Genomic DNA, 24,562 nt, shown 5'->3' with positions numbered 1-24,562 from the left:
CATGATAGACGTAAAACAAAACAACGACGAAAAACACGGAAGCTTTGAAGCATTGATCGATGGAAGAAGAGCGGGATTAATGACCTATACTTGGGCAGGTGAAGACCGATTCATCATCGATCACACCGAAGTTGAAGAAGCCTACAACGGAAAGGGAGTAGGAAAAGAAATGCTGATAAAAGCAGTAGAATTTGCAAGAGAAAATGGCAAAAAGGTCATTCCTCTTTGTCCGTTTGCAAAAGCGACTTTCCAGAAAAACGAAGACTTGCGTGACGTTTTGTAGAAGATGGAAGTAGGAAGATTGAAGCTGGAAGTTTAACATTTTAGGAAAACAGAAAAATCAATTTATCATGAGTTTTAAATTTGAAAAATTGACAATTTGGCAAAAATCGATGGAATTAGGAGAAATTATTTTCCAAACTACAATAAATTTTCCAGCAGATGAAAAATTCAATCTTACAAGTCAAATAAGGAGAGCAGTTGATTCAATTGCTCTCAATATTTCTGAAGGCTCCATTCTTCAATCGAAACCTGAATTTAAAAAATTTATGGGATATTCAATTCGATCTTGTGCCGAGGTTGTAACCTGTCTGTACAAGGCAAAAAACCGAAATTACATCTCAGAAGAAAATTTTCAAAAATTATATTCTGACTGTTACAACCTAACCAATATGATGATTGGCTTCCGAAATCAACTTTAGAAATCTTCCATCTCCCCGCTTCCATCTTCCCACTTCTTAAAAAAAACTATATTTGCTGAAATTTAAATTGTAAACATGAATTCCGGAACTATACTTTTGCTATTTGTTTTTGTTTATTTCATCGGTCTTTTGGTGATCTCTTATTTTACGAGCCGAAATTCTGATAACCAGTCTTTTTTCATTGGAAACAAAAAAAGTAAATGGTGGCTCGTTGCTTTCGGGATGATCGGGACCAGCTTAAGTGGAGTTACCTTTATTTCCGTTCCGGGAACGGTCGGTAAAATGACCGGAAGCGAATATATTTTCGGCGGTTTTGAATATTACATGATGGTGATCGGTTTTTTCATCGGATATTTTATTGTGGCAGCAATATTACTTCCACTCTATTATAAGATGAATCTAACGTCAATCTACACCTATTTAGGAAAAAGATTCAATGTAGAAGCGCATAAAATTGGTTCTGTATTTTTCATTGTTTCAAGAGCGATTGGTGCAACGGCGAGATTGTATTTGGTAGTCAATGTTTTACAGATTTTCTTATTGGAAGGTTTAGGCGTTCCGTTTTGGGTAACCGCTTTGGTGCTTCTATTAATGGTGCTTTTATACACTTTTGAAGGTGGAGTAAAAACGATTGTCATTACCGATACATTGCAAACTTCGTTTATGATCATCAGTTTAATTGCATGTATTGTTTATATTTTATCCAATTTAAATTTATCTTTTGGCGAAGCTTACACGATCTTAGAACAGAAAAATTATACTCATTTCATCAATTTTGATCCCAATTCCAAGACATTTTTCCTCAAAACTATTTTAGGCGGAATTTTTATTACCATTGCAATGACCGGATTGGATCAGGAAATGATGCAGAAAAATATTTCGGTTGATAATCTTCAGAATTCAAAGAAAAACATGCTGACCTTCGCAGGAACATTACTTTTTGTAAATCTTGCATTTCTATTTTTAGGAGGTTTGCTTTATCTTTTTGCTTTACAAAATGGGGCAGAATATTCTCAAATCACGAATATGGTGGATGGAAAAGAAGTCGTTTCTAATATTTTTGGGTTCAAAGATGCTGCAGGAAATATCAAAAATGTAATGGGCGATGATCTATTCCCATCTTTATCACTTCAAGGGCATTTCCCGATGATAATTTCTGTCATTTTTATTATCGGATTGATTTCCGCTTTATTCCCATCTGCGGATGGAGCCTTAACGGCGGTTACAAGTTCATATTGCGTTGACCTTTTAAATCTTAATGAAGATAAAAGCAAAACTGAAAAAGAGAAAAAACGCCTGAGAATGAAAGTTCATTTGATTTTTACTGTTGTTTTCTTTATTTTAATTATGGTTTTCAAAGCAATGAATGACAAGTCGATCGTTTATTTAATCATGGAAATCGCAGGTTACACTTATGGACCTCTTTTAGGACTTTTTGCCTTCGGAATTTTCACCAAATTTAAAATTTCTAAAAAATATTCTATCTTAACTGTTACCCTTTTAGCACCGGTTTTAACTTATATTATCAATTTAATTGTTAAAACTTATACGAAATACGAAATTGGTGTAGAATTAATTATTTTAAATGGATTGCTAACTTTCATTGGATTATGGTTGGTGAAAAATAAGAATTATTTGAAGGTTGTGTAAGTATTATTTTAGTAATCTTATACTAGTTTTTTCACATAGAGTGCTTAAATAAAAATTTCGTATATTGTAATTGTACTAAAAAACATTTATAATATTATGAAAAATTTAAAAAAATTAACTCGAAAAGATTTACAACTAATTAGTGGAGGAGATCAGTCTTATGCAGTTTGTGATGAAAACGGGACATGTCCGCCACCTTTTCCGAGTGGTGCAGGAAGCTATTATTGTAGTAACGGTATTTGTTACAGAGTAAACAATGGAGGAGGATCATCTGGTGGTGGTTGTCACGAACCTATTAGATTGTGTCAACCTGGAGAAACAGGATGTGGATGTGTTTATTAAAATAAATGAAATCATAGAAAGAGTAGTCTAAAACTACTCTTTTCTTTTGCTTTAAAACTTGTTTCAAACTATTTTAAGTTATAAAACATGTTCCAAACTATGTTGGAGGTTCTGAATTTCCTCAAAGTTAAGCATCATAAAATCCGGATTTAAAGTCCGGATTTTTGCATTTCCATAAGCCGACAAAAAATTGTAAATTTGCATGCAAATAAATCCTAATATATGAGTAAAAGTATTGAAGAGCTGAAATCTCTTACAACACAAATCAGAAGAGACATTTTAAGAATGGTTCACGCTGTAAATTCAGGGCATCCAGGTGGAAGTTTAGGCTGTACTGAGTACTTCACAGCATTGTATGGTAAAGTAATGAACTACAATCTTCCTTTCACAATGGAAGGTAAAAATGAAGATCACTTCTATCTTTCAAATGGACATATTTCGCCGGTTTTCTATTCTACATTGGCTAGATTCGACTTCTTTCCGGTTGATGAATTGAAAACTTTCAGAAAATTAGATTCAAGATTGCAAGGTCACCCAACCACTCACGAAGGTTTGGAAGGAGTAAGAATTGCTTCTGGATCTTTAGGACAAGGTCTTTCTGTAGCTTTAGGTGTTGCACAGGGGAAAAAATTAGACGGTGATAAATCTTTAGTTTACTCTCTTCACGGAGACGGAGAATTGCAGGAAGGTCAAATCTGGGAAGCTTTGATGTATGCTGCAGCAAACAAAGTAGACAACATTATTTCTACCATCGATTACAACGGACAGCAAATTGACGGAAGCACAGAAAATGTACTTTCATTAGGAAATCTTCATGCAAAACTAGAATCTTTCGGATGGACAGTTTTGGAAGAGAAAAACGGTAACGATCTTGAAGCGGTAATTGCAATTTTAGAATTGGCAAAAACTGAAACAGGAAAAGGAAAACCAGTGGTAATTATCCTTCATACAGAAATGGGAGCTGGTGTAGATTTCATGATGGGAACTCACGCTTGGCACGGAAAAGCTCCAAATGACGAGCAATTGGATACTGCTTTCAAACAATTGTACTTAGAAGCTCCAGCTGATTATTAATTATTAGTAATAAGTAATTGGTAATAAGTAATCTTTAATAATTAGAAATAAAAATGAAACCGTAAGGTTACATGATTCTATATCAAAAATTAGAAATTCTCATGAAATATACATATACAGAAAAAAAAGATACACGTTCAGGTTTTGGGGCTGGTTTAGCCGAATTGGCTGATAAAAACCCAAATGTAGTTGCATTGTGTGCAGACCTTATCGGTTCTTTGAAAATGGAAAAATTCATCGAAAAAGCTCCTGAAAGATTTTACCAAGTGGGTATCGCAGAAGCAAATATGATGGGTCTTGCTGCAGGTTTAAGCATCACGGGAAAAATTCCTTTTACCGGAACTTTTGCTAACTTCTCTACATCAAGAGTATATGACCAAATTCGTCAGTCAATCGCATATTCAGATAAAAATGTAAAAATCTGTGCTTCTCACGCAGGTCTTACTTTAGGAGAAGACGGAGCAACTCACCAGGTTTTGGAAGATATCGGGATGATGAAAATGCTTCCTGGAATGACGGTAATTAATCCTTGTGATTACAACCAGACAAAAGCTGCAACTCTTGCTATTGCAGACCACCAAGGTCCTGTATATTTAAGATTTGGTAGACCAACTGTTCCAGTTTTCATTCCGGAAGATATGCCTTTCGAAATCGGAAAAGGAATTATGCTTCAAGAAGGAACTGATGTAACGATTGTTGCAACAGGTCACTTAGTTTGGGAATCTTTGGTTGCTGCAGATGAATTAGAGAAAGAAGGGATTTCTTGTGAAGTAATCAACATTCATACAATTAAACCTCTAGACGAAGAAATCATCTTGAGATCTGTTGAAAAAACAGGTAAAATTGTAACTGCTGAAGAGCACAACTACTTAGGTGGTTTAGGTGAATCAGTTGCGGGAATGTTAGCTAGAAAAAGACCTACAAGACAGGAATTCGTTGCGGTAAATGATACTTTCGGAGAGTCTGCTACACCAGCTGAATTAATGAAAAAATATAAAATTGACGCTGCTGCTGTAAAAGAAGCGGTGAAAAGAATTTTAGCATAATCATTTCAATTGAAATTGAGAAAAGCATCCAAATATTTGGATGCTTTTTTTATTTGATTTTATTGAAGATAGCGCTCCTACGGAGCGCACCTGTACACCGTCCATATCCTATTGCTACACAGGTTTTGCTCCTACGGAGCAATCCACTCATTAGTCTCTTCGGATGCATTTAAGATAAGATTACAACAAAAAAAGCCGACAATTGCCGACCTCTATTTATAAAAATATCTTTAAAAGATTATTTGAAAAATTTCCATTTCGGAATAATTGCCAACATTCCAAATCCTGTAAAAAGGAAAAGATTGGTGACATCTGTATATAAGAAAGTTGATAAATAATAATTATGCATCAGGAAATGAAGAACCAATAACACAGGAAAGGCAAACATCCCTATTTTTCTGTAAAAATACATCAGAATAAGGCTTATGATCATCAAAGCGTCGATCGTAAAAATCACGTAGAAATACCATCTTGGTATATTGAGATATTCATGTTGAAGATACTCGTCAATATCTATTCCCATACCCATAATTGTAAACAAGAGCAGAGAAGCCAAAGCCAAAATAAAACCCCATCCTTTCTTCGGATCTACATCAAAATAGCTATATTCTTTATATTCCTTTTCCATAGTACAAAAATAAAGAACTTATGAATGATTTCATAAGTTCTTTAGTATTTATATCGTCTAAAATTCGATTAAATTGAGATTGCGTTGATCAATCTGTTTTTATCGCTTAAGAATTCTTCCATAGAGATCATAGATTCAGTTCTCATTACGTCCTGAATGTCGTCAATCTGATAGATAATTCTTTTTGCGTCGTTAGTATTTTTAGCTCTTACCTTGCAGAAAATATTATATTTTCCTGAGATAACACTCGCTTCGATAACGTTTGGAATCGTTCCTAACTCTTTCAAAACCTCTTGTGTACGGTTTGATTTTGTTAAAAGAATTCCGATAAAAGCTGTAAAATGGTAATCTAATTTACCATAATCAAGATTAAGAGATGATCCTAAAATAATACCTGCATCTTCCATTTTCTTCACTCTTACGTGAATTGTACCCGCAGAAACATCCATCTGCTTAGCAATTTCTGTAAAAGGCATTCTTGTGTTTTCTACTAAGAAATCAAGAATTTTCTTGTCTATTTCGTCCAGTTGATAGTTCATATTAGTGAAATTATATTTTTCCTAAAAAATCAATAAATTTTTTACAAAATTAAAAAAAATAATTAAACTAAAAAAATAATATCAAATATTAACAATAATTAACATGTATGATAAAAATCATTAAAAATTTACAGCTATTTGCCACTTGATTTTACAGAATCTGTTTTTATTTCAACTTTGTCAGTAGCTGACTTTTTGTCTTTTTTCTTCTTTTTGAATAAAGAATTGAAGCTTTTACTCCAAACGATACCACCACCATAAGCCTGATTAGCAGAGCCATTGGTACCTACCGTTCCTACACCCATACCGATGTTGGTAGGTTTAGAATAACCTCTTAAGACCAGTGTACCGTCGTTTTTCTTAGAAATATCATATTCTACAGACCCTTCACCAGAGAGATAATTATTGCTTGTACTTTCTGTTCTTGAAAGTGGGATTCCCAAACCTGTTTTTACCGTAATTCTTGGTGACAGATCAAAACTTACTCCGGCATTTGCTCTGTCTCCACTGTTAGAAAACTGATCGTTTCCTTTTACGTAATTCAAATCAATTTGAAATTCACTACTTACTGTATTTAAAACAGAACCTAATTGTTTTAGTAACATATTATAACCAGAAGATTCTGCAATTCCTGCGGCATCAATATTTAATCCACCTCCTGAATTGGTTACATTAAACATATTCAACAACAAAATAGAACCAAACTGTAATACGTTTTCACCTTCTGTCTGATTAATTTTTGCGGCTAAAGTTTCTTTTACCTGACTCGAAACATCAAGCGCAGTAACATTTAAAGCAACTTTAGGATCATTCAAAGTATTGGTAATATTTGCTTGTAGCAATACACTGATTGGCTGTAATTGTCCCATATTTAAATAATCTCCTGCATTGGAAACCATTCTCACATAATTGGCAGAAATATCCAATGCCGGCTTCATTGCGTCACCATCCCATCTAATGCTGCTGTTTTTTTGAATCTGGAAAGTTCTGTTAAGAATCGCTTTAGACACAAAAGTTCCACTGTCGACCATATAAGATCCGTTCATGGCGATATTTCCTTGTCGACTCATCTGGAATCTCAGATTATTTGCCATTCCTTTTACGGTAATATTTCCTACATCATCACCTACCAAAACGTTTACTGTGGTACCTTTATCAACATCCAAACTGAAATCGATATTCATATTGGCTCCGGTCTTTTTCTTTTCTTCTAAAGTAACCAAACCGTCTTTTCCTTCCTTCAAAAACCTCAGCATTTTAAATTCTTCAACATTAGAAGTAGAACTTGAGTTGAAAGTAAATGTACTTCCATTTAAAGCCTTCATATTTGGAGTAGAAAGGTTTAAAGCAGAAACAGGTCCGTCGACATATAAATCGCCTTGTCCGTAAACTCTTCCCCAAAATAGATCATAATCTTTCTGAGTAGTATTTAACATTAATAAATTATCGGCTCTCATAACAAGGTTGACACCCATTGAAGATAAAGTTTCAAACTGTATCGCCCCGGAAATTGATCCTGAAGAATTTGATCTTCCGTCGTGAACTCCAATATTGTTTAAAATTGCCAATCCTTTAGAAAGCGGAATGACTGTATCATCAAACGAGTAATCTACTCCTGTAAATAATAGTTTTAAACCAAATTCTTTTAAAGCAATATCTCCACTGTAATCTAGGTTTTTAAGAGTACCATTAATTTTCAAATCACCCGTTGCTTTTCCTCTTAAATTTCCGAAAATACTCTGTACAAACTGTTGTGTAAAGGCAAGATCAAAATCTCTTAATTCTGTTGTTAAATCAATCGTCGGAGTTGGAGTATTGTTATTAACCGTTCCCGTTAAGTGCAGGTTATTATTTCCAATTACTCCGGCTGAAGCCACTTTTACATCAACGTCATATACATTTAGAGAAAAACCATTGACTGCAGAAATTGTCACATCTCCCATATCATTACCATTCATCATGATATTGTCTACAGTAAGATCTACCAAAGGCTGCAATGTGTTTTTATCCATCTTGATTTTCACATTACCATTGGCTAAACCTTTAATATCCATCGGATTTCCACCCGACTGCATTTCTAAAAGTTTTTCTATGGCAAAGTTCTGAATCTCTGCATCCACATAAAAATCTTTCGCAGATTTAAATATAGATTCATTGATTAGTAATGAACTATCATCCGAATAAATTTTCAAATTATGAACTTCAAAATCAGATGTTTTTCTTCGGTAACTTATATAATGATCAAGCTCAGGATTGGTATCAATCGACCATTTTACATTATTTAAATTAACTTCAGTTGGCTCAAATCTGAAAACATAATCTCCATCAGGATTTGTAGACTGGTTAAAATTAATCGCATAATCTTTCAGACTTTCATTAATTTCATCTTCAGGGCTTCCGTGTTTAAAACTTGTAGCAATTCTTAAAACTGAATTATTTTCATTTTTGCCTGTAAGAATAAGATCTTTAAGAATATTTTTATTGTATTCGAGTCTGCTTATTTTTGCGTAAAGTTGCTGTTCGGTATTGGCGGTATTAATTCTCACCATTACACTGTCAACCATTGCGCTGTCTCTTGTAACCGCTACTCTATCATCAAGCTTATAATCAGGATTCGCTTCTGCTAAAGCTCTGTCTGCTTCAGTTATCTCCTCCTTTTTTGTCATGATGTACTTCAAAGAAGCTGCATCAAGATTTAGAATTAAATTATTTGAATTACCGTCATATTCTCCCTCCACTTTTGCACCTTGAGGAAGCTTTAAATCAGGCATAAAATAAGCAACCAAACCTTGTTCAACATCAAAATTCATGGCGAAAGTTTGTCCACGATATAATTTTCTTGGTTCAGGACCAACCAAAATTTTCCCTAAACCATTTTCAACCATTCCTGCTAAATCATCAAGATTGTATTTCCCAGAAATTTTTCCGTTTACTGTGCCTGGAGCATCAACCAAAATAGAACGTTCTCCACCTTCCACAAAAGTTTTCAGCTTAGCATTCGGGATATGATATTTTTGGTCAGCCGTTGCAAAATTCACATTGGAGGCTTCAACATCCAAATTCAAATCATTGATATTTGACATTGTCATTTTCCCATTTACTCTACCGTTTACAATCTGACTTCCAGCTTTGCCGGTAAAATAATTCATATTTAAATAAGCAACATCTGCATCTACATTGGCAGAAATTCTTGAGGTACTGAAATCTATTAAACCTTTTACAGTTGCTTTTGCCTGTTCGTCATTTACAGTAATCAATCCGTTGTATTTTTTATGATCTAAAAGACCATCCAAAACCACATTATTGATTTCTTTATTCATGATTTCAATGCTGGAAATCTGAGATTTTGTGCTCAGACGCATTGTGTTGACATCAAAACTTTGTCCATCCAAATTAAATTTACCGGAAATCAAACCAACCGCTTTGCTTTTGGTAATGACGGAAGTATTTAAGTCATTAACTTCTGCATATCCTTTATATTTAGGCAAAGGTGAGCTGTAATCTGTTAAAGAGAAATTTGAAATTTTTGCCTGCCCAATTCCCGTCATCAAATTTCCTGAAGAAACATAAACTTGTTTCGGAGTGACTTTCGCTGTTCCGTTATATTTTAATTTACCAAAATCATCCGCAAAGTTTTTCATCTTTGAGGAAACGAAAGTCGGCATCATTGCTTTCAAATCTTTATACGTAAAATCTGCCGAAAGATTTTCGGTTTCTATCGTGAAATCACCTTTTAGTAAATGATTGGCTTTCAGTTTTTTTGTTGCAATATTTACCGAAGGGTTTCTAATCAGAAAGTTTTCTAAAGTAAAATGATTTAACGGTCCCGTCATTTTCCCGCTTGCATTAAACGGAATAAAATTATCCCAGTTGGTCACAAAATAAGAGATATCGTAACCACTTATCTGGCTTCCCAGCTTCATATTCATGTCCCACTTTACTTTGTTGGTAAAATCCGCCCACGAACCTTTATTTAAATTAAATTTAATATCTCCCTGAAGAAGCGAATGATCTGTATTTAAAGTAAGGTCTCCAAGAGCCAGAAAATCCTGAGTCATTGAAAAATCAGTAGAAAAAGTTTCTACAAAATGAGATTTTCCCCATCTTTTGGTGATGAAAGTAAAATTGTCAATTCGGGCGTTAATATCCGCTCCATTGACTTTAACTTTTGGAGCAATCAGATTTACATTGGTTGCTGTCAACCATTTCCCTGGCTCTCCCGGAGAGTTTTGATTAACAATAGAAACTTTTGAATTTAAAATTTCTAAACGTGCGTTCAGTTGGAAAGGTGGTTTTTTAGGATCTCTTTTTTTACCGCTGTCAAAAAGTTGGGTAAAACGGATGAAGTTTGAAATACTGTCGCCTTTATACGTAATTACTTTAATGTCTGCATTGTTAAGCGTCAATCCGTTAAAACTTAAAGAATTATTTTTCCCGATATTGGTCGCTAAAGAAAACCAATCGGAATTAGCTTTAAACTCTCTTGCTTTAATAAAGTCTAAACCTTTATAATCTTTTATCCTCAAACCTTTAATGGTAACATCTCCAAAGAAATCAACCTCTACACTTTCGGTAGACATTTTAGCTTTAAAATCTCTGTTGACAATCTGTAAAGCCTGATCTGCAGCCCATCTTTTGGTAACAGGTAAATTAATGGCAATAAAAACAAGAACGATAATTGAAAGAAGCGTCCAGAAAAGAATCAATAAAAGTTTTGCCCACCAAGAATAGCTTACAACATCTTTAGCAGCTTGTTTACCAAATTCTTGTGCAGTATCTATCGGATGATTTATAGCGTCTGAAGCCAGTTCAGAAGCCTCTTTCACAGTCTCCTGAACATTTTCTACGGTTTTTTGTACCTGATCTCCCAGGTTTTCAGCTACCGATTTTTTGTTCTCATTTTCGTTATTATTCTCTAACTTTGCCATTATTATGAGCGACTCTATAATTTTAGGTATCGAGTCATCTTGCGATGACACTTCAGCAGCTATTATCAAAGGAAATTCTATTCTTTCAAACATTGCAGCCAATCAGGAAATCCATAAAGAATATGGTGGTGTTGTTCCAGAGCTGGCTTCTCGTGCCCATCAGCAGAATATTATTCCTGTTGTTGAAAAATCTATACTCAAAGCAAATATACAACAAAATGCAATTTCAGCCATAGGCTTTACCAGAGGTCCTGGGCTTTTGGGTTCTTTGCTTGTAGGTACTTCTTTTGCTAAGTCGCTCGCTATGAGTTTAGATGTTCCTTTAATAGAAGTAAATCACCTTCAGGCGCATATTTTAGCGCATTTCATTGACGATGCAAATCCTGTGCCGCCTAAGTTTCCGTTTTTGTGTCTTACCGTAAGTGGCGGACATACGATGATTGTCTTGGTAAAAGATTATTTTGATATGGAAATTATCGGAAAAACAACCGATGATGCAGCCGGTGAAGCTTTCGATAAAATCGGGAAAATTTTCGATTTAGATTATCCAGCCGGACCAATTATTGACCGATTGGCAAAAGAGGGAAATCCTGATACTTTTAAATTTAATAAACCTAAATTAGACAATTACGACTATTCTTTTAGCGGAATTAAAACTTCGGTTCTCTATTTCATTCAGAAAGAAGTAAAGAAAAACCCTGATTTCATTAAAGAAAATATAAATGATCTTTGCGCTTCGGTTCAGAAATGCATCATCGAAATTTTAATGAATAAATTAGAGAAAGCTGCAAAAGATTTAAATATAAAAGAAGTTGCCATTGCTGGAGGAGTTTCTGCCAATTCAGCATTGAGAAGAGTAATGCAGGACAATCACGAGAAATTAGGCTGGAATATTTACATTCCTAAATTTGAATATACCACCGATAACGCAGCGATGATTGCAATGGTTGCACAACTTAAATTTGAAAGAGGAGAATTTACAGATCTAAGAACCACAGCAACCTCAAAATACGATTTGTAATGAAGATATTATTAGAAGAAAAAGTACTGGGAACACAGTCTAAAAAGAACTCAAAATATTATTGGGTTTTAGAAACGATAACAGGAAAAAATGATACTTCAGCAGAATTTGATGAAGATGATTTTCAAATGATTAGTTCGGAAACTGGTTTTATTCAAAACGTAAAGGAAGAAATCATTGAAAAAATCAACGCTGAAAATGTTTTCAATTTTGATTTTGAACCAAAAGAAGGAGATTACTTATCCATCAAAAATAATTTAAGGAAAAAGGAATATTTAAATTTAATTTTTATGAATAATCTTTGGGTTGAAGAAATCTACATGTGCTCTTACAGAGATTGTGAAGGGGACATTTATACTACGATAAAAACCGGAGTGGCATTTATAAGTGAAAATGAGATATTTTTTTAAAGAATATTAACTTAATTAAACTCAGACAGATTCTAAAAATTCCTTTTTATGAAACTTTTTTTTGGAGAAATCAATAACGGAAAAACAATTATTAATGATGAAGAACAGCAACACATTGTAAAAGTTCTTCGTATGAAAGATGGTGAAGAAATTCATGTAACCGACGGAAAAGGAAATCTTGCTTCCGGAACATTGATTATTGAAGGAAAAAAAGCCGGAATTGAGGTTGCTGAAATCAAAACGGAAACTCCAGATTTTAATCCTAAACTTCACATCGCGATTGCTCCGACAAAAAATATTGACCGTATCGAATTTTTCGTGGAAAAAGCAGTAGAAATGGGAATTTCTGAAATTACCATTCTTCAGACCGAAAAAACAGAACGTAAAAATATCAGCGTTGATAAATTAAGGAAACAGGCGATTGCTGCCTCAAAGCAAAGTTTGAGATTTCATTTTCCTGTCATTAATGATTTAATTAAAATTCAGGATTTTTTGAAAAATATAAATCCCGAAACTACTTTTGTAGCTCATTGCAACGAAAATTTAGAGAGAATTGCTTTAAATGAAATTCCAAAATTAGAAAACTATACTTTTCTGATTGGTCCTGAAGGAGATTTTTCGGATAAGGAAATTCTATTTTTAGCGGAAAGAGGAATTAAAGCGGTTTCTCTTGGAAATCAAAGACTAAGAACTGAAACTGCGGGAGTTTTTGTAGCTGCGTGGAACTACAACAAAATGATTAAATAGTTTTCTCTTTAAATCTTTTTATCGGCCAGGTAATTCCTACCTGAAGAGTATTGATCGGAAAATTTTCGGCTTTCATTAATCTGAAATTATATCCGACAGTCAGCTTTCCGCCACCGCCACCAAATCCAAAATACGGCATAATTCGCGGAATTACTTTTTCAAAATTGGTCTGGAACTGTACTTCAGTACCCAAAGCAATTCCTGCGCTAGAACTTACCCCAATTTTAGGAGACATAAAAAAATCATATCGGTTATTAAAAATAAAATCACTTCCTGCATAATATACTTTTGCAGCACCGTGATTTCCGCCATACTCGATGATTCTGGCAAAAACAACTTCAATGATGTGCATTTGCGACGCTCTGAATGTTTCTGTATTATCTTTTGCGTCACCTGCATAATGATAACCAACTAATATTGCAGGAGTAACCGTAGTTTTTAATTTTCTATGAGAAAGCGTATCAAATTTCAATTGAGAAAACACACTACCAGATAAAAGCAAAAATAAAACAGGAAATAATCTCACCATGATGATTTAAAATCTTAATAATAACTCTTAAAAGCTAAAATTATTGTCTTTTAAATACTTTTCAAAAATCTGGTTCCCGCTTCTCATCGAATTGACCGCCCAACGGATTTTCATTCTCAGAAGCTTTTCTTCATTCAACTTATAATCAATATTAGATCTTATTAGCTTTTGTTTTAATTCATACATACAAATTGAGGCAGCAACAGAAACATTAAAACTTCTTGTAAAACCATACATCGGAATCGCCAAAGTTTCATCCGCAAAGTCTAAAATTTCTTCTGAAACACCTTCCATTTCAGTTCCGAAAACCAAAGCAATCGGTTCGGTAATTTCGTATTCGGGTAAAAATTTTGCATTTTTTTCTAAAGAAACTGCCACCATTTTATAACCTCTGTCTTTAATATTCTGAAAAGACTCCATATTTCTTGGAAGTCTTTCAACTTCAACCCAGGTATCTGCACCTTTTGTCACTCTTAAATTAGGCTCAAAGCTATGCTCTTCCTGCAAAGCCACCACCTTATGAAAACCACAAGCTTCAACAGAACGCACAATTGCTGCTGCATTTCTAAACTGATAAATATCCTCAATCACCGGAAGTATAAAATCTGAACTTTCAGGAGCAAAATGCTCAATTTTTCTTAATCTTTCTTCCGTTAAAAATTGCTGTAAATATTCGTAAGTTTTCTCTAAATCTTTCATCTTCTTTCAAATCTTTGCAAATTAACGTAATTTTGAAATTCTGAACCTGAAAAGGAACTTAAAATCTTTAATTTAAATAAAAAAATGAAGCGAAAAGTCCTTCTGATTTATACCGGCGGAACGATTGGTATGGAAAAAGATTACGAAACCGGAAGTCTCCGTGCATTTGATTTCGGAAATATTTTTGAAAAAATGCCCGAAATGAAATTGATGGAATGCGAAGTTTTCGTGCATCCTTTTGCACAACCACTCGACTCATCCGATATGGGACCGGAAGAATGGAGAGTAATTGCCAATCTTATATTCGACAATTATAAAAAATATGACGGCTTTCTAATTCTTCACGGAACAGACACGATGTCTTATACTGCTTCTGCGTTGAGTTTCATGCTGAAAGGTTTAACAAAACCAGTTATTCTAACAGGCTCACAACTTCCGATTGGAGATTTAAGAACAGATGCAAAAGAAAATCTTCTGACGAGTTTGTATTATGCAAGTTTTTATGAAGAAAACGAAGCCGTGATACAGGAAGTTGCGATTTATTTTGAATATAAATTGTTGCGTGGAAACCGCACTTTAAAATATTCTGCGGAGTATTTTGATGCCTATGCAAGTCCGAACTACCCTATTTTGGGACAATCTGGAGTTCATTTGAAAATTGATAAGGATAATCTTTTCCGTTGTGACGGCAGAATTGAATTTCATGTAGACGAACATATTTCTGAAGATGTTCTTTTCTGGAGAATTTTCCCGGGAATGAAACTGAATCATTTTAAAGAAATTCCGAAAATGAAAGTGTTGATTTTGCAGGTTTTCGGTTCGGGAACAATTTTCAGCAGCGAAAAAACTTTGGAAACTTTACAGCAAATCAGAAATAACGGAACTGAAATTGTTGTGGTAAGTCAATGTATTTCAGGCGGAATTTCGTTTGGAAAATATGAAAACTCTAATATTTTCTCAAGAATAGGAGCCATAAGCGGAAGAGATATGACTGCAGAATCTGCGATTACTAAGGCAATGCATCTTATTGACAATCCTAATTATCACGGAAGTTTTGCTGATAATTTTGCAAGAAATATCTGTGGAGAAATAAGCGAGTAATTTTAAATTAAGAATTTGTAGATTCAATAAAATAGCCTATTTTTGCAGTCTTCAAAACATAGAGAGGTGTCCGAGTGGTTGAAGGAGCTACCCTGGAAAGGTGGTATACGGGTAACTGTATCGTGGGTTCGAATCCCATCCTCTCTACCAATAAGGTGTTGATTTTCAACACCTTATTTCATTTTCAAAACCTATTATTTCGCTAAAAAATTATTTGATAATATTTTTAAATATGTACAAAATATGTATAAAATCATATCTTTGTCCTAACATTTTCCTAACATTTTTCAAATAATTTAGATGAATATAAGCATATTTATTGACCTTGACAGACCTAGAAAAAAAGGTTTTCCTATTGTTTTATTTATTTTTGTTTCAAAAGCCGACAGAGTATATACTTCTCTAAAATACTACTCTTCATCGGAAGATTGGGACTCTAAAAAGCAGGAACCCAAAAAATCACACCCTCAATACAATCTAATTATCGGTGAAATTTTGGATTTAAAAATCAAAATTAATAAAATTGAAAACTCTAAACAAAAAAGAACGGCTCGTCAAATTCAAACTTTATTGTTAGGTAATTATGAATGTATTTACACATTTTGGGAGGAAAGAATTACTGAAGAAGAAAAAAAATTAGAAAATAAAAATAAACCAATTAAAACCGGAGGAAATGCTTCTATTTACAGAGGTAACTTACATGTTTGGAAATTATTCCAAAAATCAGTTAGTTATGATGAAATCAACTATGATTTTTTAACTAGATTTAAAATTGAAAAATCAAAAACATGCTCTGCAGGAGGGATAAATACATACATCAAATCAATTAGGGCAGTATATAATGAAGCCGTAAAAAGGGGTATTTATATTCCAGAAGCGACTGTATCACCTTTCAAAGGAATTATGGAAAAAACCGCTCCAACAAAAGATAAATATTTAACGATTGAAGAAATGAAGATTTTATGTAAAAATCCTTTAGATCATCAATATTACAGATATTTTATGCTATGCTTTTTTTTGGGTGGCTTAGATTTTATTGATATTGCTTCTATAAAGAAATCTGATATCAGAAATAATAGAATAAAATTTATCAGAAATAAAGGCAACACCAACGAAGTTATTAACAATTATATTTTTCCGGAAGCTAAAGAAATTTTAGATTATTTTTTTGATGAAAATTCCGAATATTTAACTCCTTTACATAAATTCTCATACGATAACTATCGAAAAAGTTATGTTGTAAGAACAAAAGAACTTTTTAAAAAATTAGGCATAGAATCTCATGTGGATTCAAAAACGCCCCGATATTCTTTTATTCATATTGGAAGTAAAGAACTATATCAAAATAGAGATATTATTAAAGAATTAGTCGGTCACGCCCAAAATGATACCCATTCTATCTATGAAGGTAAATTTCCTGTAAAGATCAAAGATGAAGTTCACAGGAAAATTATTGATGCTGTTATTTTTCAAGAAAAAGAATTTCATTCTGATGCCGAATACAAAGATTTGGCTTAAGAAATTGTTTCTGTTGTAAATTCTACTTGATAATAATCTCTGCTTATTTTATTTTTACTCCAGTTTTTAATGATGTGAATGTTGTTGTACGCATAGATGTAGTCTTTGATATTAAATAATGACATGTGCCATATTTTTATTATTGCTGTCCAATTAAATTCCTGACCATTTAAACGTATTTGAAGCCATCTCTTCCAATGTGTCAAAAAAAGATCTGGGAAATCACAGTCTGACACAGAATTAGCATTGTTTTGCCCATTCTTAAAACCATCATAATCTACTAAAGCAAGAGTATTCGAAGAATCTTTCATCACAATTGCTGTGTTATATCCATTTTCTTTCGGAAGTTTTACAGGCATTACATAACCGTTAATTTCAATAACGTTTGTTTCTTCATTTTCAGAGCCGTTAATTTTTACTCCTGCAGAATCAAAAAAAAGAGAGTCTTTTTTTACATCATTATCAAGTTCATCAAATTTTAACAGCCATGATTTTTTATTTAAAAAAGTTCTTTTTGGAAATTTAGCCTCATAATTCGTAAAATCATTTACATCAGTTATTTCTTCAGTATTGATTTTATTCATAATGGCAACATTATCAACAATGTCTAAATCATAATTAAACCAATTTTTTAAAATATTAAAATATTCACCGAATGTCATATCAGGAACAGCTTTTTTAAGATCTATTTTGTTAGCGTTTTTCACTAAAGAATTATCAAAATCCTGCGCCTCAGATTCTACAGTGATAATAGAGTTAGATTTTAATTCATACTTTATTACCTCATAAACTTCGTTAATTCCAACCACCGCACCTTCTACATGAAAAGAAATTGTAGCAAAATTGACGTTTATACTCGTTTGAAAAGTTTTAGTAACATCAGAAAACTGACTGTAATATTCTTCATGTGAATAAATATCATTTCCATTGATTCTAACTTTGAATTTTAAAGTCCAATCTGCCTGAACTTTTGCTCTGAAAGTTACATTTACAAAAACCAAATCCTGAAAATTTAATTGTTCTTCTTTACCATAAGTGAAAATCAGGATATTTCCATATTTTATATGATCTTTCCATTCTGACTTTATTGATTCATTAGAAAGAATTCTCACTTCGTTTGAAAACTGATTGACTTTACCAAAATATTCGGTTCCGGAAAACATCCACTTTTTTTGTAAAACAGGATCAGTAAGAATATCTCCTTGTAACTCTAACCCAGCATCCTTAAAACCTGTAATTAACACGTAAATTGGATGTGGAGTAGGATGAATTATATTTAAATTAAAGATATCGCCGTTATTATCTACATAATTTCTTCGCATTTCAGAGCCGTCATTATTAAGGTCGTTATAGTAGCCATCAAAAGACCGCCAAACTTGCTGATCTGGTGAATATTTTTTCGTATATATTCTAGGAAAATTAAAATTTGTTTGTGGCCATGTTTTTCCTGCAATTTCTTTTGCATAAATGTGGATATCCGAAACATCAAAACTTTCTAAAGGAAGCTCAGACAACTTTTTGTCAAAATTGGGTAACTCTTCAAAACCGAAATCAATTTGATTAGTCAACTTATTTCCCTGGATCGATTGAATAAATCGTTCAGCATCGTGTAATTTATTTTCAAACTGAAATTTCCCGACAATTTTATTTTTTAAATTGTTGCTTTCATTGCTTAGATAATCGCCGTATATTTTTATAAAATCTGAATCTGCAATACTATCAAATGGTAATGTGAATTTTGTAAACATTGAATCAGCAACCTTAGAATTGCTTTCTTCAACGCTGATCGGAATATTAGTTAAATCTTCTGAGCCGAATTCTGATATAAATTTTGTTTCCATAGTTATTTTATCACAATTAAAAATTCAATTTCAAAAATCACAAGATTACTTTCAGAGTTTTGGGAAGTCATTTTACCCGGAATTGGAAAACTTTCATAAACATCATTTTCTATTTTAATAAATGTTAATGGACTTTTGCAGAGCTCTTCAATCATTTTTGATTCTTCTTTAAATAGATATCCGGTTTGCAAAACTGCTTTTTTAATCACACTACTATCGTATTTTTCACTGAAGCCTTCTGCGTCTTCATAATTATGAGTATAATCTTCATTAAACTGAAAGAAACCATTAAAAACGATAAGTTCAGGAACTAAATTTTGATTCATAAACTGTACAAAAATCTGATCATGACCTTTTGGAATTCTGAGAAAATCGATACCTAAAATCTGCTTATAATCTCCAAAACTTATTAAGTTTTGGAGATCTTCAAAAAAAACAGAATTGATTTCACCAACTGAAAAAGGATTGTTCGTTACTGTTTTGCCAACAATATCCGATGGCTGCACTTCCGTTGTTAGGTAGCTAAATAAATGCCCTGTTTCAGCATAAAATCGTTTCTGTTTTAAATTACTGAAGACAGGAAACATTTTCGGCTTTTTACCTGGAAATAGTTTAATATCCGAAATCGTCTTTGTAAAAACGACATCATAATTAGCATCTAGTTCCTCAATGGTAACGGCGACATTTGCGGGCTTATAAATAAAAACATTATTAAACTCAACTCCCGGATTTTCAAAAATAGGTTTTGAAAAAACAGGAAAATGTTGATGAACTTTTCTTCCGATATCTGTTGTTGCCTGATCGTTAAAGTAAGCTATCTGATAAGTCGGTTCTATAATTATATTTCCTTCAGCAGATTCAATCTCTATAGACAATTTAATTCTTACCCGTGTAGCGGTATCAGAAATTCTTTGAATCGACATTTTAAAATCATCAAGGCAAAAATTATAATCGCTGATCGGAAAATCTATAAAATCAATATTATTTACCGATACTGGGATTTTTAAGGTTTTACCTGAAAATGAAATAATAATATCTCCTGTATATTTTTGTGCTGCTAAAACAGCCGAATTCTCTGTGTTTATTGTTAAATCTAAAGAAGTGTTTCCTGATGTGGGAGAAACATTTACAAAAGCAGGAAAAACCACATTAAAATCCACGTTTCCAGGATTAGTCAATTTTAAAACAGAAGTTTTTGTTTCTGACAAATGACGATATTGTGTAAAATTGACAAGCGGTAAGTCTGCGGTAATATCATTTGTATTGACTACATTAATAGTTATGTTAAAAGATGTTGCAATACTAGCATTGCTTTTTTTTAGTCTGCAATTGACAACCTTTGTCCCCGATGTTGGGAGTTCAGAATTTGTTGAAAATGGAAATGCCGGATCATCTTCTAAAGTAAAATTATTAACTGTGCTTTTTTCTAAAAATAAAGTTCCTGTCGTTTCAAAGTTTAGATTTTCCAAACTTGTATTATGTAATATATTGACATTTAGATCTCCAGAAAGTGTATTGTTAATTCTATTATATATTAGTGTATAATTGGCTTTATCTGTTTTCAGTCTTTCAATCGGAGTAGTTTTTGTCAGATTGATAGTATGAACTGGTCCAAATTGATTTTCATCTTTAAAATACACTTTAGCAATAAATTGACTTCCTGTTAGTTGGTCTGCATCTACAAAAATTTCTGCTGTTGCCTGATTGCCTGAAATTCCGGAAACCAATACGGTTATCCAATCAATTGAAGTATTAATGTACTGAACATCTACTGTAATTGGAGTAGAATTCTGAGCATTAATTGTGACATTTTGCACCTGAACAAGACCCGAACCTTCTGTATATAAAACATCCTGCGATGTCGGAGTTATCGAAAAAATCATATATTATCTTTTGTTTTTATTTTCTAAATTTTCTCTGTTTTTTACCATTCTTCGCATTTTCTTCTCATTAGCAGGATTTTCTACGATGAAAGCTTCTAAACCGCCATCGTCGTCTATTTTTTGAAGAATATTGAGAAGTTTTGTTGCAATTGCATAAAATGCTGTAGAATTTTCTGAAGAACTTGACGCACTAGAAGTGGAAGAAGCTGTCGTGTTTTTTTCAGGATAACCACCTTCTGCCAAACTTGTTATTTTGTTGGCTCGCATAAATTCAAGACGTTGTATATCTTTAGAAATTACGGGGTGTTCAGTCATCCATCTAGGTGCCGTCCATTCTCGGCGGTGTAATTTTACTAATCCTACAGGTCTTTCTCCGGTTTCGTCAATGGGAAGATTGCTTTCACCTGTATAACCCTCAAAAAAACCTCCATCAGCGTAAGATTGTAGTTCGGGAAGTGGTTGTGCTGCGATTGTTGCAATTTGTATTGCTCCTAACGCACCTACAATTGCAGCAATTGCTATACCAGGTAGTCCCATTGAGAGGGCATTGGCAACACCTAAAGCAGTTGCGCCTACAGCGGAGAAAAGTTTAGACATTTTATCTGCTTTTGCTTGCTTATATTCAATTTCCGCTTGTTTGTTTGCAAGTTGAGCATCTAGAAGTTCTGTTTCTTTAGTGTAATTTTCCTGAGAAATTAATCCTAATGCTAATTTTTTGTCTAGTTCATTCTTTTTAGAATCTTGAATTTTTGTAAAACTTTTAAGCTCTCTTTCCCCCAAAGCTCTTTGTAAATCGCCATACATCGTAGCAGCATTTCCTAGGGCTTGAAAAGCAGTTCCAATTCCAGCAATTGCACCAGATAAATTTTCTAAGTTGTTAAATACATCATCCCATTGCTTTGCTGTAAAACCTAAGATGTCAATTTCTTCTTTAGGATTTTTAAGATCTCCCGAAGTCCCCTGAAGATCACCAACAATTTTTGCTATTTCTTCACTGACTTTGGCTAAATCCTGAAGCATCTGCTTCTTTAAATCTCCAGAAACAAATTCCAATTGAGATGTAAGCATCTCTTTTGTTTTCTGAAGAGTAATTAACTGAGCTTTTAAAAGTTCCTGATCTGCCTTTCTCCTTAAAGCTTTTTTAGCGTCTTCTAGATTTTTAACACCATTTAATTCGGCATCAGATAATTTAAGAAATCCTTTTTGCGATAATTTTTGTTTAAAATCTTCGTAAGTGGTTATCTCATTGATTTCTTGTTCACGAATTACACGTTTTTCATTATTGACTTTTTGTTGATTTTCAATAAAATCCTGAATTAATTTCGCATCGTATTTTTGCTGGATTGCCAACATTTTTTGCTTATGCTCTTCCTCTTTCTGCTCGTTAATTTTATTGACAAGATCGATTGATTTATCAATATCAACTTTCTCAGATTTAGATTTTGATTTCTCTTTTCGATTTTGAAGTTCAACAATTTGTTTTTCAAAATTTGCTTCTTCCTGATTTCGTCTGTCTACTTCTTTTTGAGTTTCTTTCTGAAATTCATCCTCAATAACTTCTGATTTTGAAGTTTGATATTCTTCCTGAAGTTTTATTAATCTTTCGTGAGATTCCTTTTCTGCTTTCTCAATCTCTTCAAGCTCCTTTTTACGGTCTTTTTCTGCTTTCAATCGGTCTTTTTCTGCCTGTTTTTTCTTCTTTTCATCTTCAGCTGCCTTATCAAAATCGAAATCTTTAGAACCTCCCTTCTTTTTATCGTCATCAAAAACATTAGCATATCTTTTTTCGATTGTACTGTTCAAATCATCTATGTCTTTTTGAAGGCTTTCAGCTTTTTTTGAAGATGCGGATATTTGTAGAGTCAAAACTTTATTTCTGTTTGCTAACACATTACTTTCAACTACTGACAATTGTTTAAAATCAGGATCTTTAATCCAAGTTTTACCAGGAAAAACACCTGTCATTTTATAGATATTTTCCTCTCTTTCAGAAGCTAACATATCCATTTTAGCTTCTTCACGGATTAAAGCTGATTGTTTCTCAGATGTTAAAGATTCAAGCGCTCTTTTTTTAGCTAGATTGGTAATTCTGTTAATCAAAGTTCCATACGCTTCACTAAGTTTCAAAGTTGCATAGTATTCTTTGTCAACAGTTCCTCTGAATTCAGGTGCAATTTTCACTAATTGTTCATAAGCATCTTTTCTTTGCTGTAAGGTTTTATTTTGATCATTTAATGTTTTAATTAAAGGATCAATTTTTCTTTTAAGTTCCTGTACATCCTGCAAAACCTGCTTACTCATGCCTTTCTGCATTTCCATATTCAGCCTTTGCTCACGGCTCAGAACAGCAATTTCTTCACGCGCTTCTTTTACCCTGTTTCTGAAAATGACAAAAGCTGCAACTGCGGCTGTCAAAAGAGATAATAAAAAACCTAAAGGATTGAGCTTTGTTGTTGTATTGAAAACACGCATAGCTGCCGTCGCTCTCGCTATATTACCAGTAAGTATAGCTTTCGCAGCTGCATATAGTAATGTAGATGCTCTTGCAACTGTCTCTCCTATTACTTTTGCTTTTTGTACTGCATTGTAAAGTAAAGTCTGTTGCCATGCTCCACGGGTAAGTAAAGTCGTAAGGACTAAACCAGCACGGTAACTTGCCATTACCGCAATTACTGCAAGTATCGTTTCTTTAAGATGTCGAAGTTTCTGAGCCATTCTTAAATATTCTTCAGAAGGATCCTCGTTTTCCAAGTCGAAAATTATAGAAAGCATATCTGCCAATGCAGATTTTACTTTTGAATAGGCTATACTCAGTACAGAAGCTGTTCCTGTAAGATTTACCCAAATATTATTGAGCTTTTCGTTTGCTTCAAATTCAGCTTTTTTGGCAATTGCTGTTTCATTTGTGCTTACAACTAATGTATCAAGATTGGTATTAATATCTTTCAGTTGTGATAAATACTGATATCCTGCATCTTCTCCGGGACCTCCGAAAATATCGGCAATCGCAGTTCCGGTTATACGACTGTCCGCTCCAACATCAGCAATTTTTGCAGAAACCGTTTGTAAAACATCAAAATAGGAAATAGTTCCCGCTGCAATTTTTTTGTAAGTGGCATCAACATCAATTCCCAAAGCACGCATAGCATCTTTTGTTCCTTTAGTACCTTCACGCACTCGAAGCATTCCTTCTTTGACAACATCGATACCTTTATCATCATAAACGCCCATCTTTTCAGTCTGTGCAATGATTGCCATCATCTGTTCTGCAGAGACTTTAGCATCCTTCATCATCGGAGCATATTCTTTAATCTGCGCAAGCATTTCTCCGGAAGCATCGGCACCGGAATCAAAACCGTCAACAATTAATTTTAGAGATTTTTCGGTATCACCGGTTAAGACGTTCATGCCTTTTATAGCACTTTGAATTTCTTCTGCTGATTTCTCGTAAGTATCTACTATTGCCTGAACTGATGCTGTAGCTTTATTAAGATCAGCGCCTTTAAGGTCTGAATCGAGTGTAGACAATGCAGATTTTATTTTGACTAAGTCTTCAACTCTTTTTGCCAGCTGTTGCCCCCATTCCATTGCTTTGGATGTGGCGTTTTCAAAGAAGTTTGCAGCAACATTTCCTGCAAAAATTTGAAAAAGTGATTCTGTATCTCTACGAGTTCCATTGATCTCATCTCTCACTTCTTGAAACCTCGCACGCACAGTACGCAATTGTTGAGATGTTCTGATATATTCTTCAGAACCAACGGTCATTCCTCGAAGTTCACGCTGAAGTCTACTGACTTCTGCGCCGATGCCTCGGTATGAATTTGTGATTTCACGGTCATTGATCCTGATAACGACATTCGATTGAACGCTTCTTCCAGCCATTGATAAAAATTTTACCAAAAATG

Annotated in this window: 19 protein-coding genes and 1 tRNA gene; 12 read left to right on the top strand and 8 right to left on the bottom strand. The window is 33.6% G+C overall.

Annotated elements, in window-relative coordinates; genetic code table 11:
- Nucleotide 1 precedes the first annotated feature (1 nt).
- The 6 genes from OEW74_RS07660 to OEW74_RS07635 all read left to right on the top strand — a co-directional run bounded on the left by OEW74_RS07660 (nucleotide 2) and on the right by OEW74_RS07635 (nucleotide 4,813).
- Nucleotides 2–283: a GNAT family N-acetyltransferase gene (locus OEW74_RS07660; RefSeq protein ID WP_265427912.1), complete on the top strand. Its 282-nt coding sequence runs from the start codon at nucleotides 2–4 to the stop codon at nucleotides 281–283.
- Nucleotides 284–350: 67 nt separating this feature from the next.
- Nucleotides 351–701 (top strand): four helix bundle protein, encoded by a 351-nt coding sequence (locus OEW74_RS07655; RefSeq protein ID WP_102979825.1) that lies wholly within the window; start codon nucleotides 351–353, stop codon nucleotides 699–701.
- Between the two features lie 75 nt (nucleotides 702–776).
- Nucleotides 777–2,351 (top strand): sodium:solute symporter, encoded by a 1,575-nt coding sequence (locus tag OEW74_RS07650; RefSeq protein WP_265427911.1) that lies wholly within the window; start codon nucleotides 777–779, stop codon nucleotides 2,349–2,351.
- Nucleotides 2,352–2,447: 96 nt separating this feature from the next.
- Nucleotides 2,448–2,693: a bacteriocin-like protein gene (locus tag OEW74_RS07645; RefSeq protein ID WP_265427910.1), complete on the top strand. Its 246-nt coding sequence runs from the start codon at nucleotides 2,448–2,450 to the stop codon at nucleotides 2,691–2,693.
- A gap of 222 nt (nucleotides 2,694–2,915) precedes the next feature.
- On the top strand, nucleotides 2,916–3,767 hold the full coding sequence (locus tag OEW74_RS07640) for a transketolase (protein ID WP_265427909.1): 852 nt from the start codon (nucleotides 2,916–2,918) through the stop codon (nucleotides 3,765–3,767).
- A gap of 101 nt (nucleotides 3,768–3,868) precedes the next feature.
- Entirely contained in the window at nucleotides 3,869–4,813 is a 945-nt protein-coding gene (locus OEW74_RS07635; protein ID WP_265427908.1) for a transketolase family protein, read from the top strand.
- 238 nt (nucleotides 4,814–5,051) lie between these two features.
- Here the strand turns inward: OEW74_RS07635 and OEW74_RS07630 are convergent, their stop codons facing one another.
- The 3 genes from OEW74_RS07630 to OEW74_RS07620 all read right to left on the bottom strand — a co-directional run bounded on the left by OEW74_RS07630 (nucleotide 5,052) and on the right by OEW74_RS07620 (nucleotide 10,908).
- The gene (locus OEW74_RS07630; protein WP_265427907.1) at nucleotides 5,052–5,441 is read right to left on the bottom strand and encodes a hypothetical protein; all 390 of its coding nucleotides are present in this window, start codon (nucleotides 5,439–5,441) and stop codon (nucleotides 5,052–5,054) included.
- Nucleotides 5,442–5,509: 68 nt separating this feature from the next.
- Entirely contained in the window at nucleotides 5,510–5,980 is a 471-nt protein-coding gene (locus OEW74_RS07625) for an Lrp/AsnC family transcriptional regulator (protein ID WP_066678756.1), read from the bottom strand.
- A gap of 134 nt (nucleotides 5,981–6,114) precedes the next feature.
- On the bottom strand, nucleotides 6,115–10,908 hold the full coding sequence (locus tag OEW74_RS07620; RefSeq protein ID WP_265427906.1) for a translocation/assembly module TamB domain-containing protein: 4,794 nt from the start codon (nucleotides 10,906–10,908) through the stop codon (nucleotides 6,115–6,117).
- Between the two features lie 4 nt (nucleotides 10,909–10,912).
- On the opposite strand from OEW74_RS07620, the gene tsaD reads away from it, so the two are divergent.
- Genes tsaD through OEW74_RS07605 form a run of 3 tightly spaced genes read left to right on the top strand, consistent with a single transcriptional unit; the run spans nucleotide 10,913 to nucleotide 13,086 of the window.
- Nucleotides 10,913–11,929: a tRNA (adenosine(37)-N6)-threonylcarbamoyltransferase complex transferase subunit TsaD gene (gene tsaD / locus OEW74_RS07615; RefSeq protein ID WP_265427905.1), complete on the top strand. Its 1,017-nt coding sequence runs from the start codon at nucleotides 10,913–10,915 to the stop codon at nucleotides 11,927–11,929.
- A complete protein-coding gene (locus OEW74_RS07610) occupies nucleotides 11,929–12,339 on the top strand; it encodes a hypothetical protein (RefSeq protein ID WP_265427904.1) in 411 nt (136 codons plus the stop codon). The genes tsaD and OEW74_RS07610 overlap by 1 nt, the downstream gene beginning before the upstream one ends.
- A 48-nt stretch (nucleotides 12,340–12,387) precedes the next feature.
- A complete protein-coding gene (locus OEW74_RS07605; protein WP_265427903.1) occupies nucleotides 12,388–13,086 on the top strand; it encodes an RsmE family RNA methyltransferase in 699 nt (232 codons plus the stop codon).
- Here the strand turns inward: OEW74_RS07605 and OEW74_RS07600 are convergent.
- Both OEW74_RS07600 and OEW74_RS07595 read right to left on the bottom strand, forming a co-directional pair.
- Nucleotides 13,079–13,615, bottom strand: coding sequence for a hypothetical protein (locus OEW74_RS07600; protein ID WP_265427902.1), 537 nt, complete (start codon nucleotides 13,613–13,615; stop codon nucleotides 13,079–13,081). The two genes, OEW74_RS07605 and OEW74_RS07600, sit on opposite strands and share 8 nt — an antisense overlap.
- A 27-nt stretch (nucleotides 13,616–13,642) precedes the next feature.
- Entirely contained in the window at nucleotides 13,643–14,314 is a 672-nt protein-coding gene (locus tag OEW74_RS07595; protein WP_265427901.1) for a TrmH family RNA methyltransferase, read from the bottom strand.
- Between the two features lie 84 nt (nucleotides 14,315–14,398).
- Between OEW74_RS07595 and OEW74_RS07590 the strand changes: the two genes are divergently transcribed.
- From OEW74_RS07590 to OEW74_RS07580, 3 genes are all read left to right on the top strand, one after another.
- Complete coding sequence (locus tag OEW74_RS07590) at nucleotides 14,399–15,415, top strand: asparaginase (RefSeq protein ID WP_265427900.1); 1,017 nt, start codon at nucleotides 14,399–14,401, stop codon at nucleotides 15,413–15,415.
- Nucleotides 15,416–15,475: 60 nt separating this feature from the next.
- Nucleotides 15,476–15,565 (top strand) — tRNA-Ser (locus OEW74_RS07585).
- Nucleotides 15,566–15,715: 150 nt separating this feature from the next.
- Entirely contained in the window at nucleotides 15,716–16,933 is a 1,218-nt protein-coding gene (locus OEW74_RS07580) for a phage integrase SAM-like domain-containing protein (protein ID WP_265427899.1), read from the top strand.
- Here the strand turns inward: OEW74_RS07580 and OEW74_RS07575 are convergent.
- The 3 genes from OEW74_RS07575 to OEW74_RS07565 are packed head-to-tail and all read right to left on the bottom strand — an operon-like array spanning nucleotide 16,930 to nucleotide 24,539.
- Nucleotides 16,930–18,774 (bottom strand): hypothetical protein, encoded by a 1,845-nt coding sequence (locus OEW74_RS07575; RefSeq protein ID WP_265427898.1) that lies wholly within the window; start codon nucleotides 18,772–18,774, stop codon nucleotides 16,930–16,932. The two genes, OEW74_RS07580 and OEW74_RS07575, sit on opposite strands and share 4 nt — an antisense overlap.
- Nucleotides 18,775–18,776: 2 nt before the next feature.
- Entirely contained in the window at nucleotides 18,777–20,657 is a 1,881-nt protein-coding gene (locus tag OEW74_RS07570) for a hypothetical protein (RefSeq protein WP_265427897.1), read from the bottom strand.
- 3 nt (nucleotides 20,658–20,660) lie between these two features.
- Nucleotides 20,661–24,539 (bottom strand): phage tail tape measure protein, encoded by a 3,879-nt coding sequence (locus OEW74_RS07565; RefSeq protein WP_265427896.1) that lies wholly within the window; start codon nucleotides 24,537–24,539, stop codon nucleotides 20,661–20,663.
- Between the last annotated feature and the right edge of the window lie 23 nt (nucleotides 24,540–24,562).

It is taken from the genome of Chryseobacterium sp. YIM B08800, assembly GCF_026163565.1.
GTDB lineage: Bacteria > Bacteroidota > Bacteroidia > Flavobacteriales > Weeksellaceae > Chryseobacterium.
Note: the sequence above shows the minus strand (reverse complement) of the source record. Positions and strands in the feature narration are given on the sequence as shown.